The organism is Streptococcus sp. 596553 (genome assembly GCF_900411395.1).
GTDB classification, from domain to species: Bacteria; Bacillota; Bacilli; order Lactobacillales; family Streptococcaceae; genus Streptococcus; species Streptococcus mitis_BA.
On the sequence record NZ_OXCQ01000001.1, the window covers coordinates 394,412 to 408,981 of the forward strand.

A 14,570-nucleotide genomic window follows, 5' to 3' on the forward strand; every position below is an offset into this window, starting at 1 on the left:
TTTAGTAGAAAAAGAAAGGCGTTTTCGCAATTTTTTTGAAAAAATATTGATTTACAAGTGGACACATCAGTGAATTTGTTGAAGATTTTCAAAATAATTTTAAAGAAGTATAGTAATTTACTTGAATCTTCTCTAAAAAGGTAGTATAATAAAAACATAGAAAACGCTTACAGAAAAGGGGAGGTATTATGGATAAAAGAGAAGCTTTGCGCACCTTTATGACAGGAGAAAATTTTTATCTCCAACATTATCTAGGAGCACATAAAGAGCAAGTGAATGGAGAGTATGGTTATACATTTCGTGTATGGGCTCCCAATGCTCAGGCTGTTCACTTGGTGGGGGATTTTACCAACTGGATTGAAAATCAGATTCCAATGGTAAGAAATGACTTTGGGGTCTGGGAAGTCTTTACCAACATGGCTCAAGAAGGGCATATTTACAAATATCATGTCACACGTCAAAATGGTCATCAACTGATGAAAATTGACCCTTTTGCTGTCAGATATGAGGCTCGTCCAGGAACAGGGGCAATCGTAACAGAGCTTCCTGAGAAGAAATGGAGGGATGGACTTTGGCTGGCACGAAGAAAACGTTGGGGCTTTGCTGAACGTCCTGTCAATATCTATGAAGTTCACGCTGGCTCATGGAAAAGAAATTCTGATGGCAGTCCTTATAGTTTTGCCCAGCTCAAGGATGAACTCATTCCTTATCTCGTTGAAATGAACTATACTCATATTGAGTTTATGCCCTTGATGTCCCATCCTTTGGGCTTGAGTTGGGGTTATCAGCTTATGGGTTACTTCGCTTTAGAGCATGCTTATGGCCGACCAGAGGAGTTTCAAGATTTTGTCGAGGAGTGTCATATCCATAATATTGGGGTTATTGTGGACTGGGTACCAGGTCATTTTACCATCAATGATGATGCCTTAGCCTATTATGACGGGACACCGACTTTTGAGTACCAAGACCATAATAAGGCTCATAACTATGGTTGGGGTGCCCTTAATTTTGACCTTGGAAAAAATGAAGTCCAGTCCTTCTTGATTTCTTGTATTAAGCATTGGATTGATGTCTATCATTTGGATGGTATTCGTGTAGATGCTGTTAGCAACATGCTCTATTTGGACTATGATGATGCTCCATGGACACCTAACAAAGATGGGGGAAATCTCAACTATGAAGGTTATTATTTCCTTCAACACTTGAATGATATTATTAAGTTAGAATATCCAGATGTGATGATGATTGCAGAAGAAAGTTCGTCTGCAACCAAGATTACGGGAATGAGAGAGCTTGGTGGTCTAGGATTTGACTACAAATGGAATATGGGCTGGATGAATGATATCCTCCGTTTCTACGAAGAAGACCCAATTTACCGTAAGTATGACTTTAATTTGGTGACTTTCAGCTTTATGTATGTTTTCAATGAAAACTATCTCTTACCATTCTCGCACGATGAAGTGGTTCATGGCAAGAAGAGTATGATGCATAAGATGTGGGGAGATCGTTACAATCAATTTGCAGGTTTGCGCAATCTCTACACTTACCAAATTTGTCACCCTGGTAAGAAATTGCTCTTCATGGGTAGCGAATATGGTCAATTCCTAGAATGGAAATCTGAAGAACAGTTGGAATGGTCTAACCTAGAAGACCCAATGAATGCTAAGATGAAGTATTTCACTTCTCAGCTAAACCAGTTTTACAAAGACAACCGCTGTTTGTGGGAAATTGATACCAGCTATGATGGTATTGAAATCATTGATGCGGATAATCGAGACCAGAGTGTTCTTTCCTTCATCCGTAAGGGTAAGAAGGGCGACATGCTAGTCTGCGTCTTTAATATGGCACCTGTTGAACGAAAAGATTTTACAATCGGTCTGCCTGTTGCAGGGATTTATGAAGAAGTCTGGAATACTGAGTTAGAAGAGTGGGGAGGCGTTTGGAAAGAACATAATCAAACTGTTCAAACGCAAGAAGGACTATGGAAAGATTATGAGCAGACCTTAACCTTTACCCTACCGGCTATGGGGGCTAGTGTCTGGAAAATCAAACGTCGCTTGAAATCTGCAAAAACCGTCACAAGTAAAAACCAAAAAGGAGTAGAAAATGAAGAATGAAATGTTAGCTTTGATTCTTGCTGGTGGGCAAGGAACTCGTCTCGGTAAACTCACTCAAAGCATCGCAAAACCAGCTGTGCAATTTGGTGGGCGCTACCGTATCATTGACTTTGCCCTTTCAAACTGTGCCAACTCAGGGATTCACAATGTTGGAGTCATTACACAGTACCAGCCACTTGCTCTCAACAATCATATTGGGAATGGTTCAAGCTGGGGACTAGATGGTATTAATTCTGGTGTTTCTATTCTCCAACCTTATTCTGCCAGTGAAGGAAATCGTTGGTTTGAGGGGACTAGTCACGCTATTTACCAAAATATCGACTATATCGACAGTGTCAATCCTGAGTATGTCTTGATTTTGTCTGGGGATCACATCTACAAAATGGACTATGATGATATGCTCCAGTCTCATAAGGATAATAATGCCAGCTTGACAGTAGCAGTTTTAGACGTCCCTCTTAAAGAAGCAAGCCGTTTTGGTATCATGAATACTGATGCCAACAATCGTATTGTTGAATTTGAAGAAAAACCAGCTCAACCTAAATCTACAAAAGCTTCTATGGGAATCTACATTTTTGATTGGCAACGCCTTCGTAATATGTTAGTCGCTGCTGAAAAGAGCAATGTAGATATGTCAGACTTTGGTAAAAATGTCATTCCAAATTACCTTGAGTCAGGTGAAAGTGTTTATGCTTACGAATTTAGTGGTTATTGGAAAGACGTCGGTACGATTGAGTCACTTTGGGAAGCGAACATGGAGTACATTTCTCCAGAAAATGCCTTGGATAGCCGTAACCGTCAATGGAAGATTTACTCAAGAAACTTGATTTCACCACCAAACTTCCTCGGTGCAAATGCTGATGTGGAAGACTCATTAGTTGTAGACGGATGTTTCGTTGATGGAACTGTTAAACATTCTATCCTTTCAACAGGCGCGCAAGTTCGCGAAGGAGCAGAAGTCCTTGATTCAGTTATCATGAGTGGAGCTATCATTGGTCAAGGAGCTAAGATTAAACGTGCCATTATTGGTGAAGGTGCGATTATTTCTGACGGTGTCGAAATTGATGGAACAGAAGAAGTACAAGTTGTAGGATATGATGAAGTAGTGGGGGTAGCAACAGATGAAGATTGATAAATATTCTGCCATTTTAGGAAATACAGTTGGTTTTCATGATATGTCGACATTGACGGACCACCGTCCAGTAGCAAGTTTGCCATTTGGTGGGAAATATCGTTTGATTGACTTCCCGCTTTCTAGTCTTGCTAATGCAGGTGTTCGTAGTGTCTTTGGTATTTTCCAGCAGGATAATATCAGCTCAGTCTTTGACCATATTCGTTCAGGACGCGAGTGGGGCTTATCAACCCTTCTTAGCCATTACTATCTAGGAATTTACAATACCCGTGTAGAAAGTAGCACAGTTGGAAAAGAATACTACCAGCAGCTGCTCACCTATTTAAAACGTTCTGGCTCAAACCAAACAGTTTCACTCAACTGTGATGTTTTGATTAATATTGATTTGAACCAAGTTTTCCACCTTCATAACACAACGAAGGGGCCTATTACAGTTGTTTATAAGAAACTTCCTAAGAAAGATATTTCAGAAGTGAACGCAATCTTGGAAGTAGATGAAACAGACCATGTTCGTTCTCATAAACTCTTTGATAGCAAGTCAACATCTGAAACGTTCAATATGTCTACAGATATCTTTGTCGTTGATACACCTTGGTTGATTGAACGATTGGAAGAAGAAGCTAAAAAAGAACATCCAGAGAAGTTGCGCTATGTTTTACGTGATTTAGCTACTAAAGAAGGGGCTTTCGCCTACGAGTATACAGGTTATCTGGCAAATATTCACTCTGTAGAGTCTTATTACCAAGCTAATAAAGATATGCTTGAATCGCAAAAATTCTATTCTCTTTTCTCACCAAACCAAAAGATTTATACAAAGGTCAAAAACGAAGAGCCGACTTACTATGCTAATACATCTAAAGTAAGCACTTCTCAGTTTGCGTCTGGTAGTATCATTGAAGGTCAAGTGGCTAATTCTGTTCTATCACGTAATATTCATGTCCATAAGGATAGCTTGGTTAAAGATAGCATCTTATTCCCTCGTGTTGTTATTGGAGAAGGTGCTCAGGTAGAATATGCTATCTTGGACAAGGGTGTTGAAGTTGCGGATGGCGTTGTGATTCGAGGAACTGCAGAACATCCAGTTGTCGTTAAGAAAGGTAGCAAAGTAACAGAGGATATTCATTCATGAAAATTTTATTTGTAGCAGCAGAGGGTGCACCCTTTTCAAAAACAGGTGGTCTGGGAGACGTCATTGGCGCTCTTCCTAAATCACTGGTAAAAGCGGGACATGAAGTTGCAGTGATTTTACCCTACTATGACATGGTAGAGGCTAAATTTGGAAATCAGATTGAAGATGTTCTTCATTTTGAGGTGAGTGTTGGTTGGCGCAGACAGTACTGTGGGATTAAGAAAACAGTATTAAATGGTGTAACCTTCTACTTTATTGACAGCCAATATTATTTCTTCCGTGGTCATGTTTACGGTGATTTTGATGACGGAGAACGCTTTGCCTTTTTCCAATTGGCTGCCATTGAGGCTATGGAAAGAATTGACTTTATTCCTGACCTTCTCCATGTTCATGACTACCATACAGCCATGATACCGTTCTTGTTAAAGGAAAAATACCGTTGGATTCAAGCCTATCAAGGTATTAAAACTGTTTTAACCATTCATAATTTGGAATTCCAAGGACAATTTTCAGAAGGAATGTTATGGGATTTGTTTGGAGTCGGTTTTGAACGTTATGCTGATGGTACCCTTCGATGGAACAACTGTTTAAACTGGATGAAGGCTGGAATTCTTTATGCTGACCGTGTTTCAACCGTTTCGCCTAGTTATGCTCATGAAATTATGACCAGTCAGTTCGGATGTAACTTGGATCAAATTCTTCGAATGGAGTCTGGTAAAGTATCTGGTATCGTGAACGGGATTGATGCTGACCTGTATAATCCTCAGACGGATGCTCTTTTAGACTATCATTTTAATCAGGAAGATTTGTCTGGGAAAGCCCAAAACAAGGCAAAATTGCAAGAAAGAGTTGGCTTGCCCGTTAGAGCTGACGTTCCACTGGTGGGAATTGTTTCTCGTTTGACACGTCAAAAAGGTTTTGATGTGGTGGTTGAAAGTCTGCACCATATCTTGCAAAATGATGTTCAGATTGTTCTTTTGGGAACTGGCGATCCAGCATTTGAAGGAGCTTTCTCATGGTTTGCTCAGATTTACCCAGACAAGCTATCAGCAAATATCACTTTTGATGTCAAACTAGCTCAAGAAATCTACGCCGCTTGTGACCTCTTCCTCATGCCAAGTCGTTTTGAACCATGTGGCTTGTCTCAAATGATGGCGATGCGTTATGGAACCTTGCCATTGGTCCATGAAGTCGGTGGATTGCGAGATACCGTTCGCGCTTTCAATCCAATTGAAGGAAGCGGTACTGGCTTTAGCTTTGACAATCTATCTCCTTACTGGTTAAATTGGACTTTCCAAACAGCTTTGGACTTGTATAGAAACCATCCTGACGTTTGGAGAAACCTACAAAAACAAGCTATGGAGTGTGATTTCTCATGGGATACAGCCTGCAAGTCATACCTTGACTTGTACCATAGTTTAGTTAATTAATAGATAAAATCGTATGATGACTTCATACGATTTTTAGGCTGTTTAGAGAGGAGAACTTATGTCTCAAGTAAAAGGCTTGTGTGTCATGGACGTTGACGGCACCTTAATTCTAGAAGAAGTGATTGACCTTTTGGGAAGAGAGGCAGGTTGTGAGGAGGAAATTGCGCAGCTTACAAGTCAGGCAATGCGAGGAGAGCTAGACTTTGAAAGCAGTTTACGAAAAAGAGTGTCCTTCTTGGAAGGTCTTCCTATTTCGGTCTTTGATAAAGTTTTCAACTCAATTCATCTATCGCCAAATGTTCAAGAATTCATCTCTATTCTCCAAAAGAATGGCATCCTAGTTGGTCTGGTGTCAGGTGGATTTACACCAATAGTTGAAAGATTAGCAAAATCCCTCGACATTGCCTATTTCTCTGCCAACCAACTTGAAGTAAAAAGTGGCTTTCTAACAGGAAAATTAGTTGGACAAATTATCAGTCCCCAGATCAAAAAAGAGACTCTGGAAAAATGGAGAGAGAAACTAAAACTTCCTAAAGAAAGAACGATTGCAATCGGTGACGGGGCCAATGATTTATTGATGTTGAAATCAGCAGGATTGGGAATTGCTTTTTGTGCCAAAGAAGTGCTGAAACAGGAAATACCGAATCATGTTGATAAGAGGGATTTTTTAGAAATTCTGCCTTTGATTGAATTTTTAGAATGAGGGAAAATATGAAGATTGTAATTGCACCGGATTCGTTTAAGGAAAGCTTAAGCGCTGAAGAGGTGGCTGAATCAATAAAAAGAGGCTTCCAACAATCGATAGCAGATGTAGACTGTCTCCTCTGCCCTGTTGGTGATGGGGGAGAAGGTACTGTAGATGCTATCCGACAATCTCTTGACCTTGAAGAAAAATGGATCCAAGTGACAGGCCCTTTTGGACAAAAAGAAGCCATGCGCTATTTTCAAAAAGGGGAACTGGCACTATTTGAAGTAGCTGATTTGGTTGGCCTTGGAAAAATTCCGATAGAGAAACGAAATCCACTTCAAATCCAAACTTGTGGTATTGGAGAGTTGATTCGCCATCTCATTGCTCAAGGGATTAAAGATATCTATATTGGCGTTGGTGCACGGCCAGTAATGATGGAGGAATTGGGATCGCTGCTGGTTTAGGTTATCGATTTTATGATAGGGATGGAAATGTCTTGCCCACTTGCGGTCAGTCCTTATTAAACTTAGCTTCTATGTCAACAGAAAATCGCTGTGAACTTCCTGAAGATGTGCAAATTCGTATTTTAGCAGATGTCGTGAGTCCCTTATGTGGTCCTCAAGGTGCGACCTACATTTTTGGAAAACAAAAAGGCCTTGATCCTACTATGTTTGAAGTCGTAGATCAGGCAATCCAAGATTTTTATGAAAAAGCCTCACCTGTAACATTGGAAATTAAAGGAGTAGGAGCTGGTGGAGGCATTGCTGGCGGTTTGTGTGCCTTTGCTCAGGCAAATATCGTGTCTGGAATTGATACCTGCTTGAACTTAATTAACTTTGATAAGAAAGTTTCACATGCTGACTTGGTAGTTGTAGGAGAAGGAAGGCTAGATCGTCAAAGTTTAGCAGGTAAAGCGCCTATAGGTGTTGCAAAAAGAACCCCTGTCGGAGTTCCTGTCATTGCTATTTGTGGTAGTCTTGCTGAAGATTTACCTTCCCTACCATTTGAAAATATCCAAGCTGCCTTTTCTATTTTGGAGAAAAGTGAACCTTTAGCAGATAGTTTGAAAAATGCCAGTCTCTATCTGGAGCGCACGGCCGCCAATATCGGGCACTTATTAACTATGCGCAAGATTTAGCCAAACCATTTTTTCCATAAGGATGTTTTGGATGGTTCTTCCTTTTTACCTTCCCAAAGTTTTGCAAAAGCAAGTCGAAGGTTCTTTTCTTCTACTTGAACTGGTGCATTGGTGTGGATAACCAGACCGAAGGGAGAAGTAGTATGCTCTTCAGACACTATGGTGGCTTGGCTATCAGTTTCTTTTGCTTCTTTCAAGTAGAAAACTTGTTTGTCAAATTCGATAGTTGGTGAAATCTTTACAAATAGTAGCTCAGCCTTTTCCTGAAGGTTTTCTAAAATGGATAAAAAGCCTTTTTCTAACTGCGGGCTATTCGCTGTGTCAATATCTGCATATCCAAGAACTCTTTCCTCAAAAGTACCAAGATAGCGTCTTTGCTCATCTGGATTTAGTTTTGGCCCACCATGAGCTTTCTCAAGTAATTGTTTTGATAAATCTGTCATGAAAACAGTATATCATAAAAGTTAGAATAAAACAGACAAAAGAAAGCGATTACTTCGTAAAGTTAAGGAAAATTTGCACAAAGATAACGTTTTTTCTTGAAAAAGGAGGGTTTTTAAGGTATTATAGAGGTGTAAAAAATTTAACTCATAAGGAGAGTAAAAAATGTCAATTATTACTGATGTTTACGCTCGCGAAGTCCTAGACTCACGCGGTAACCCAACACTTGAAGTAGAAGTTTACACTGAATCAGGTGCTTTCGGACGTGGTATGGTTCCATCAGGAGCTTCTACTGGTGAACACGAAGCAGTTGAACTTCGCGACGGTGACAAATCTCGTTACGGTGGTCTTGGTACACAAAAAGCTGTTGACAACGTAAACAACATCATTGCTGAAGCTATCATTGGCTACGATGTACGTGATCAACAAGCTATCGACCGTGCTATGATCGCTCTTGACGGTACTCCTAACAAAGGTAAATTGGGTGCGAATGCAATCCTTGGTGTGTCTATCGCTGTAGCTCGTGCTGCCGCTGACTACCTTGAAATCCCACTTTACAGCTACCTTGGTGGATTCAACACTAAAGTTCTTCCAACTCCAATGATGAATATCATTAACGGTGGTTCTCACTCTGACGCTCCAATCGCTTTCCAAGAATTCATGATCGTACCTGCTGGTGCGCCATCATTCAAAGAAGCTCTTCGTTGGGGTGCTGAAATCTTCCATGCTCTTAAGAAAATCCTTAAATCTCGTGGTTTGGAAACAGCCGTAGGTGACGAAGGTGGATTTGCTCCTCGTTTTGAAGGAACTGAAGACGGAGTTGAAACTATCCTTGCTGCTATCGAAGCTGCTGGATATGTTCCTGGTAAAGACGTATTTATCGGATTTGACTGTGCTTCATCAGAATTTTACGATAAAGAACGTAAAGTTTACGACTACACTAAATTCGAAGGTGAAGGAGCAGCTGTACGTACTGCTACAGAACAAATCGACTACCTTGAAGAATTGGTAAACAAATACCCAATCATCACTATCGAAGATGGTATGGATGAAAATGACTGGGACGGTTGGAAAGCTCTTACTGAACGTCTTGGTGGTAAAGTTCAATTGGTTGGTGACGACTTTTTCGTAACAAACACTTCTTACCTTGAAAAAGGTATTGCAGAAGGTGCTGCTAACTCAATCCTTATCAAAGTTAACCAAATCGGTACTCTTACTGAAACATTCGACGCTATCGAAATGGCGAAAGAAGCTGGTTACACTGCCGTTGTATCACACCGTTCAGGTGAAACTGAAGATTCAACAATCGCTGACATCGCAGTTGCAACTAACGCAGGACAAATCAAGACTGGTTCACTTTCACGTACAGACCGTATCGCTAAATATAACCAATTGCTTCGCATCGAAGATCAACTTGGTGAAGTAGCTGAATACCGTGGATTGAAATCATTCTACAACTTGAAAAAATAATCTCTTTATGAGATGAGGGGCTATAAAGCCTTTAAACTGAGCACTTTGGGGCGCTTTCCCTTAGTGCTTTTTCTAATTTTACTACCCTTTTAGTTACCCTTAACTGATTTTAGGTATAGTAAGAGGGTAGTCACTAAACGTGACACCCTTTATAAATTATTGATGGCTGTTTCATAATTTGAGACAGCTTTTTTTGCATTCTCTTGGTTTGTATGCCAGTAAACATTTTCAGTCACTAATAAGTTAGAGTGTCCCAATCTATATTGGACATCTTTGGGGCTAGTCTGAGCGTACAACATCATAGTGGTATGTGTATGGCGGAAACCGTGGAATGATACATTCGTTACACCAGCGTTCTCAAAATGCTTATTTAGGCGTTTGCGTAGTTTGCAAGCATAAGCATATTTTTCTGTAAATACTGAGAATACAACTGTTTCAGTTCGGCCTAATTTCCAAGACTGAATTTGTTGACGATTCTTGTACTGTTTAAGTAAAAGTAGGGTGGCTTTGTCTATTGGTATATCACGATAACCAGCGTTTGATTTAGGTGAGTTTATTTCTTGATAGCGGTTTAGTGTCTTATTGATACTGATAACACCGTTTTCTAGGTCAATATCAGACCATTCAAGAGCCAGAGCCTCACTAATACGACACCCAGTGGCCAATAAAGTCTTATACAGGACAACATCAAATAGGTTTTCATAATTTGATTGATCCAGAATATCTAAATAATTCAGAAACTGTTTTAATTCTTTGTTGTCTAAGTATTTTACAGTAGACTTTTCTTTTTGCTGTTTGCGTGGAACGATGACATCGTTAGCTGGATTGTATTGTATTACCTGGATAGCTACGCCATACTTCAAAATACGCTTATTCATGTTATGGAGTAAGGAGTAGTTAGCAAACGCCCCTTTTTCGCCTTTATTGGCCTTGTCAGCCCATTTATTTACTTGCTGTTGAAGAATAGGCGTGGTTAGCTTATCTAGCTTGTAATCGCCAAATACAGGCAATAAATGCACTCTAACCAATCCATCCATAGACTGGCGAGTATTGGGTTTAACTGTATTCTTGTAACTATCCCACCAAACTTTTACCAGTTCTTCATATGTTGTGATTGTTGGCTTATCTTTAACTGTATAGCCGTTTGAAGCAAAAGCATTGACAGCCTCTCTTGCTTTGACTTTAATCCCTTTTTTAGTGTTGGCCGTAACAGTAGTTCTAGCCTTTTTCCCTGTAAGTTTATCAACTCCAAGATACACGCTTGCTCGGTATACGATAGATCCGTTTTTCTTTTTGTATTCTGTAATATTCATGGTTTACTCCTTTTCCATCAGCAGGCAAGCAATTAGAAAAGGTTTTGAAGTTATACCATGCGAGGGGCTACGAGAATGCCCCTATTTTCAATTTTAAGCAGTCAGACGGTAAATAATACCAGAGTAGGAAATAAGGCGGATATGGGGCTTATATGGGGTTAAAAAAGCCTCGGTATTTCAAGAGTTTTATCGCTTTAAAACTGTTCCATCCGTGTTTTTTCGTAGTCCAGTGATTCTTTGAAGAGGTCAGCTAGTCCAGTTACGTCTTGGTTTGCTAGGAGTTCCATATAATGCGCCCTTGAGTCTTTTGAGACGATGATAGGAACGTTTAGATACTTCATAGCTAGGTACATGAGTACCAGGCGACCAGTACGGCCGTTACCGTCGCTAAATGGATGAATCCGTTCAATCTGAATGTGGGTATCTGCTAAAATCTCTAAGATTTCTTTTTCATCATGAGCATGATCTAAGCGATAAGCAGTATTATCCGCCCATTGTGTCATCAGGTAGGGTGTTTCTGCTGGGCTAGCTGTTTGAAATTCTGCCCCGATAATAGCATTTTGAACTTGTTTAAATCGTCCTCTATCGTGTTGCAGTCTATCCACTAATAAGGCGTGAAAATCTTGAACCAGCCCCACAGTAAGGGCTTGATGGTTTGCCAATGAGTCCAAGAGATAAGAAAAGGCTTGTTTATGGTTTTCAATCTCATAAAACTCACGAATACTTTTGCCGTTGCGTGGTAAGGTGCTTTCTAAGATAATGCTGACAGTTTCGGGTAGAGAGATAGTGTTCCCTTCAATACCGCTAGAATGGTAGGCCATGCGTACCAGTATATCGTCCAGATAGTTTTGTGAGTAGGTCATAATTCCCCTTTCTATTTGTCAATTTCGCTTATTTTTGCGCTTTAGTCTGTAAAATTGGCTTTCTATTCTTCAATTTCCCCTGTTTTTGCACGATAGACCTTAGAAATAGGGTTGCTATTGGCGAATATGGGGGAGTTTTTGTATTTTGAGAATTCCTGTATTTCAAGAGTTTTATTAGAGTTTCTCATTCAGTAGTTTTAGTATTTCTAGTAGTTCAGTATCTTCTTTAATCTCATTCAACAAATTATAATCACGGTTTCTTTTTAAAATTTCAGTGTAGTATTTGTCTTTGTTTTTAACGGTTTTTACATCGTTGAGTAAAGTATTATCGTGAGACATACCTTTCAATAAGGCGTGCAGATGTTTTATTTGAGAATCAGAGATAAGCAACTCCAGATGTGCTAGCGAGAACGCTAGTTTTTTTAATTCATTTTGATATTCTTGTTCATTAAAAGAACTATATTCAGCTTTGGTTTTAATGTCTAGTAAGTAGTTTACACTCACACCAAAATATTCGGCTAGTTTTTTAGTGTAGTCGTATTTTATTTCTAGCTTATCTTCTTTTTCCCATCGCGATATGGTCATTTCTGAAACTCCGAGTAGGTTAGCGAGATCTTTTTGAGTATCACCATTGCTTTTTCGTAGTTCCTGTAGTTTATTCATTTTTTTATCACCTCAATCTAATTATAACACAACGAAAATAGTTTTTAACGAAAATGTTAAAAAATCCTTGACAACTAACTTTTATTTTAGTAAACTACACTTGTACTAACGAAAAAGTTAGTTAAGAAAGGAGAAAATATATTGCTTATCACCTCAACACGAGCAAAAGCAATCCGACGGAAACAAGCCGATAAGAATTTAACTGCTAAAAAAGCAAGTGAGGAAATAGGAATAAATCCTGTTACTTATCGCAAAATCCGAGACGGTGGCGAAGTAAAACCTAGCATTTATCAAAAAGCCATGCAGTGGCTTGCTGAAGATTATTAGAAAGGAGCGACCCAATCGCAATACTACTTTACATTTACAGATTTCTCATGTGGTGCTTTACCACTGGGGATTGACAACAAAAAAAGTCACTTGCTGAACGTTTGGCGACTGAAGCAAGCGACTGGATGAAAAGGATACGTTTTTTAACGTATCTTGATTATAGCATAGAAATACAAGGTAAACAATGGGAAAAAAACATTTTGAACTTGAAGACAAGAAATTGTCAGAACGTGGGCGCTATTTGAAGAGTATAGACCGCTACAAGACTATGTTAAATGCTTTTTCTATCGCTTTTGATAGCACAGTCAAGGCGGAAACTAGACAGAAAGCTGAACATGATGGCTTGAAAGCCTTGGACAGAATCCCAGATAAGCACTACGCCCTGCTTTATGACATGATGGAGGGGTAAGCATGACTAAATATGAACGTGCTAAGCAATTCTATAGCCGAGCGGCATTCGCTTTAAGTGACTTTTTGCATGGACGAATAGATGAACTAGAATTTAAAAAACAGTGGCAAAACTTAGAAAATAGAGCCATTAGAGAAATGAACTAACAAAATCGAATAGCAGGCAAGCAATTAGAAAAGCTTTTGAAAAGCATAGAGCGCCAACTCTTTAAACTGGTACTTTCTCACGCTTTCAATTTGGCGACTCTGAGCGTGAAGATATCGTCTATAAGAAACAACTCAAAAAGCCCCACGCTCTCGGTCGGCAAACTTCTGAGCGTGAGGAACTTCATTGCAAGAAAAACTGTATAAGAAACAACCATTCAAAACCCCCACACTCGCCATCGCCCAACTTTGAGTGTGAGGATATCCAGTATAGTAAAAAGCATTAAAAAGCCATCGTGGCAAGTATAAAAAGATAGAAAAAAGGTAAAAAACATGACAACAAAAAAAGCAATATCAAGCCAACAAGTTCTATTATCGGCTAAGAAGCTAGCAGAATTAGGGAACGAATTAACCGACATCATGAATGTTTTAGAAATGAATAACCTAGCTCTTGAAGGGCTTGAGTTTGCACTACAGAATGATACAACCACGTTCTTATGGCTTGCTAAAAAATACACTGATACAGCATACGCCCAGAATGAAAAGCTATACGATCGTCTAAATGAAATAGCCTTTTTGCTTTTGAACAATGACGACGCTAAAGAGCTGGAGGCAATGCAATGACACTAGACCTAGACAACATGACACAAGCAGAATTTGATAAACAAATGGCTGAAATCAAGGAGAGAAATCCGAACCTCTTCCAGTTTATTGCTGATTTTGTAGATCGAAAAGTAAGCGCCGAAGAGGTGGACGACTTCCTGAAGATGGAGCGAACTGATTAAGTGGAATATATTAAGAATTACAAAGCGAGGGCATAAGATGAATGAATTAGATTTGACCAATACACAAGCGGTTGTCTTTATGATGGTATTGATTGGCTTACTGCTTTATCTAAACCACCTAGACCGCAAAAAAAGCGCCCAATTTGAGCGAGAAAACCAACAGACGATAGAAACACCTAGCGAGGATTTAAACCCTTACTACGGCCGTTATATCCAGCTTGCAGGTAAGATTCATAACTAGAAAGGAGTGTAATATGCAACTATTATCAAGAGAAGCAGAACTTGAATTACTGGAGAAAGTGGGAGATCACTTAGCTAAAAGGATGGAACTGGAAAAGCAACGTGATGACAACTGGGACTTGATTTCTAGGCCTGAGGTATTAGAGAAGTTAGGTATTAGTGGAACCACGTTAAATAATTGGCAGGAGCATGGTCTAAAATCGTTCCAGTCGCCTTTTGAAAACAGTAAGAAAATCTATTACCGTAAGAGTGATATTTACAATTTTCTTGCAGTAGATTAGG

Annotated in this window: 16 protein-coding genes and 2 pseudogenes; 14 read left to right on the forward strand and 4 right to left on the reverse strand. The window is 39.5% G+C overall.

The window, feature by feature from the left end; genetic code table 11:
- Window positions 1-188 precede the first annotated feature (188 nt).
- The 6 genes and pseudogenes from glgB (at window position 189) to DSY56_RS02015 (ending at window position 7,634) form a co-directional block, all read left to right on the forward strand.
- Window positions 189-2,117, forward strand: a complete 1,929-nt coding sequence (glgB, locus tag DSY56_RS01990; protein ID WP_112443683.1) for a 1,4-alpha-glucan branching protein GlgB — start codon at window positions 189-191, stop codon at window positions 2,115-2,117.
- Window positions 2,107-3,249, forward strand: a complete 1,143-nt coding sequence (locus DSY56_RS01995) for a glucose-1-phosphate adenylyltransferase (protein WP_112443684.1) — start codon at window positions 2,107-2,109, stop codon at window positions 3,247-3,249. The genes glgB and DSY56_RS01995 overlap by 11 nt, the downstream gene beginning before the upstream one ends.
- Window positions 3,239-4,378, forward strand: a complete 1,140-nt coding sequence (gene glgD / locus DSY56_RS02000; RefSeq protein WP_112443685.1) for a glucose-1-phosphate adenylyltransferase subunit GlgD — start codon at window positions 3,239-3,241, stop codon at window positions 4,376-4,378. Before DSY56_RS01995 ends, glgD begins: the two co-directional genes overlap by 11 nt.
- The gene (gene glgA / locus DSY56_RS02005) at window positions 4,375-5,808 is read left to right on the forward strand and encodes a glycogen synthase GlgA (protein WP_101514378.1); all 1,434 of its coding nucleotides are present in this window, start codon (window positions 4,375-4,377) and stop codon (window positions 5,806-5,808) included. Before glgD ends, glgA begins: the two co-directional genes overlap by 4 nt.
- A gap of 58 nt (window positions 5,809-5,866) precedes the next feature.
- On the forward strand, window positions 5,867-6,511 hold the full coding sequence (gene serB / locus DSY56_RS02010) for a phosphoserine phosphatase SerB (protein ID WP_112443686.1): 645 nt from the start codon (window positions 5,867-5,869) through the stop codon (window positions 6,509-6,511).
- Between the two features lie 8 nt (window positions 6,512-6,519).
- A pseudogene (locus DSY56_RS02015) lies at window positions 6,520-7,634 on the forward strand (glycerate kinase).
- Here DSY56_RS02015 and DSY56_RS02020 read toward each other — a convergent pair.
- Window positions 7,631-8,077, reverse strand: coding sequence for a DUF1694 domain-containing protein (locus DSY56_RS02020; RefSeq protein ID WP_112443687.1), 447 nt, complete (start codon window positions 8,075-8,077; stop codon window positions 7,631-7,633). The pseudogene DSY56_RS02015 and the gene DSY56_RS02020 overlap by 4 nt on opposite strands.
- A gap of 163 nt (window positions 8,078-8,240) precedes the next feature.
- Here DSY56_RS02020 and eno point away from each other — a divergent pair, with 163 nt between their 5' ends.
- Window positions 8,241-9,545: a surface-displayed alpha-enolase gene (gene eno / locus DSY56_RS02025; protein WP_112443688.1), complete on the forward strand. Its 1,305-nt coding sequence runs from the start codon at window positions 8,241-8,243 to the stop codon at window positions 9,543-9,545.
- Window positions 9,546-9,694: 149 nt separating this feature from the next.
- Here the strand turns inward: eno and DSY56_RS02030 are convergent, their stop codons facing one another.
- From DSY56_RS02030 to DSY56_RS02040, 3 genes are all read right to left on the reverse strand, one after another.
- Entirely contained in the window at window positions 9,695-10,858 is a 1,164-nt protein-coding gene (locus tag DSY56_RS02030) for a tyrosine-type recombinase/integrase (protein WP_112443689.1), read from the reverse strand.
- A 194-nt stretch (window positions 10,859-11,052) separates the two neighbouring features.
- Complete coding sequence (locus tag DSY56_RS02035) at window positions 11,053-11,721, reverse strand: Fic family protein (RefSeq protein WP_112443690.1); 669 nt, start codon at window positions 11,719-11,721, stop codon at window positions 11,053-11,055.
- Between the two features lie 174 nt (window positions 11,722-11,895).
- Window positions 11,896-12,384 (reverse strand): helix-turn-helix domain-containing protein, encoded by a 489-nt coding sequence (locus DSY56_RS02040; RefSeq protein WP_112443691.1) that lies wholly within the window; start codon window positions 12,382-12,384, stop codon window positions 11,896-11,898.
- A gap of 141 nt (window positions 12,385-12,525) precedes the next feature.
- Here DSY56_RS02040 and DSY56_RS02045 point away from each other — a divergent pair, with 141 nt between their 5' ends.
- From DSY56_RS02045 to DSY56_RS02070, 7 genes and pseudogenes are all read left to right on the forward strand, one after another.
- A complete protein-coding gene (locus DSY56_RS02045) occupies window positions 12,526-12,711 on the forward strand; it encodes a hypothetical protein (protein WP_112443692.1) in 186 nt (61 codons plus the stop codon).
- A 202-nt stretch (window positions 12,712-12,913) separates the two neighbouring features.
- Window positions 12,914-13,120 (forward strand): annotated as a pseudogene (locus DSY56_RS02050) (hypothetical protein); the annotation flags it as partial.
- Between the two features lie 2 nt (window positions 13,121-13,122).
- Window positions 13,123-13,266 (forward strand): hypothetical protein, encoded by a 144-nt coding sequence (locus tag DSY56_RS11975; RefSeq protein ID WP_200832331.1) that lies wholly within the window; start codon window positions 13,123-13,125, stop codon window positions 13,264-13,266.
- 330 nt (window positions 13,267-13,596) lie between these two features.
- Window positions 13,597-13,887, forward strand: a complete 291-nt coding sequence (locus DSY56_RS02055) for a hypothetical protein (protein ID WP_000208536.1) — start codon at window positions 13,597-13,599, stop codon at window positions 13,885-13,887.
- Entirely contained in the window at window positions 13,884-14,048 is a 165-nt protein-coding gene (locus DSY56_RS02060) for a hypothetical protein (RefSeq protein WP_112443693.1), read from the forward strand. Before DSY56_RS02055 ends, DSY56_RS02060 begins: the two co-directional genes overlap by 4 nt.
- A gap of 37 nt (window positions 14,049-14,085) precedes the next feature.
- On the forward strand, window positions 14,086-14,289 hold the full coding sequence (locus tag DSY56_RS02065; RefSeq protein ID WP_084953892.1) for a hypothetical protein: 204 nt from the start codon (window positions 14,086-14,088) through the stop codon (window positions 14,287-14,289).
- A 13-nt stretch (window positions 14,290-14,302) separates the two neighbouring features.
- Entirely contained in the window at window positions 14,303-14,569 is a 267-nt protein-coding gene (locus tag DSY56_RS02070) for a hypothetical protein (RefSeq protein ID WP_084953893.1), read from the forward strand.
- The last annotated feature ends 1 nt before the right edge of the window (window position 14,570 follow it).

Bases quoted from the DNA above. Each gene is read 5' to 3' on its own strand.
- glgB (WP_112443683.1), top strand. From the start codon at position 189: ATGGATAAAAGAGAAGCTTTGCGCACCTTTATGACAGGAGAAAATTTT.
- DSY56_RS01995 (WP_112443684.1), top strand. From the start codon at position 2,107: ATGAAGAATGAAATGTTAGCTTTGATTCTTGCTGGTGGGCAAGGAACT.
- glgD (WP_112443685.1), top strand. From the start codon at position 3,239: ATGAAGATTGATAAATATTCTGCCATTTTAGGAAATACAGTTGGTTTT.
- glgA (WP_101514378.1), top strand. From the start codon at position 4,375: ATGAAAATTTTATTTGTAGCAGCAGAGGGTGCACCCTTTTCAAAAACA.
- serB (WP_112443686.1), top strand. From the start codon at position 5,867: ATGTCTCAAGTAAAAGGCTTGTGTGTCATGGACGTTGACGGCACCTTA.
- DSY56_RS02020 (WP_112443687.1), bottom strand. From the start codon at position 8,077: ATGACAGATTTATCAAAACAATTACTTGAGAAAGCTCATGGTGGGCCA.
- eno (WP_112443688.1), top strand. From the start codon at position 8,241: ATGTCAATTATTACTGATGTTTACGCTCGCGAAGTCCTAGACTCACGC.
- DSY56_RS02030 (WP_112443689.1), bottom strand. From the start codon at position 10,858: ATGAATATTACAGAATACAAAAAGAAAAACGGATCTATCGTATACCGA.
- DSY56_RS02035 (WP_112443690.1), bottom strand. From the start codon at position 11,721: ATGACCTACTCACAAAACTATCTGGACGATATACTGGTACGCATGGCC.
- DSY56_RS02040 (WP_112443691.1), bottom strand. From the start codon at position 12,384: ATGAATAAACTACAGGAACTACGAAAAAGCAATGGTGATACTCAAAAA.
- DSY56_RS11975 (WP_200832331.1), top strand. From the start codon at position 13,123: ATGACTAAATATGAACGTGCTAAGCAATTCTATAGCCGAGCGGCATTC.
- DSY56_RS02055 (WP_000208536.1), top strand. From the start codon at position 13,597: ATGACAACAAAAAAAGCAATATCAAGCCAACAAGTTCTATTATCGGCT.
- DSY56_RS02060 (WP_112443693.1), top strand. From the start codon at position 13,884: ATGACACTAGACCTAGACAACATGACACAAGCAGAATTTGATAAACAA.
- DSY56_RS02065 (WP_084953892.1), top strand. From the start codon at position 14,086: ATGAATGAATTAGATTTGACCAATACACAAGCGGTTGTCTTTATGATG.
- DSY56_RS02070 (WP_084953893.1), top strand. From the start codon at position 14,303: ATGCAACTATTATCAAGAGAAGCAGAACTTGAATTACTGGAGAAAGTG.